Source organism: Pandoraea sp. PE-S2R-1 (assembly GCF_002179865.1).
GTDB lineage: Bacteria > Pseudomonadota > Gammaproteobacteria > Burkholderiales > Burkholderiaceae > Pandoraea.
In genome coordinates this window covers 1-479 of the sequence record NZ_NGUR01000065.1, presented here as the reverse complement: position 1 = coordinate 479, position 479 = coordinate 1, and the positions used below count along the sequence as shown (strand labels likewise).

At 62.2% G+C, this 479-nt stretch carries 1 protein-coding gene; it reads right to left on the bottom strand.

The genetic code is table 11. The annotated features are described in order from the left end of the window. Positions 1-420: ATP-binding cassette domain-containing protein (locus CDV44_RS27050; protein ID WP_141118829.1), on the bottom strand; the 420-nt coding region annotated here is incomplete at its 3' end. Positions 421-479: the final 59 nt, after the last annotated feature.

Below are 479 nucleotides of genomic sequence, written 5' to 3'. Positions count from 1 at the left end.
TTGCGCTTGCGTCGCGCTTCGGCTGCCGGGTTGATGCAGGCGGATGGCCTCGATCAACTGTGCGCCGATCTTGAAGACGGGATTGAGCGAAGTCATCGGTTCCTGAAAGATCATCCCGATGGCCGAGCCCCGCAAGCGGCGCATCTTCTCTTCCGGCGTCTGAGCGAGGTCGATCACCTCGCCCGACGGCGTATGAAGCTGCATGCTGCCGGAGACGATGCGGCCGCCGCCCAACTCAATGAGCCGCATCATCGAGAGCGACGTCACCGACTTCCCCGACCCGGATTCGCCGACGATCGCCAATGTCTGCCCCCGGCGAACATCGAAGGAGACGTTACGGACGACCGGCGGCAAGTTGGCCTTGCTGCTGCCGAACGCAACGCTCAGGTTCTGGACTCGGGCAACCAGGTTTTCACTCATGTTCTGCCTCGTCAGCCAACGATCGCCGATACGGCGGTGTCCAATGACTTCCTGGCTTG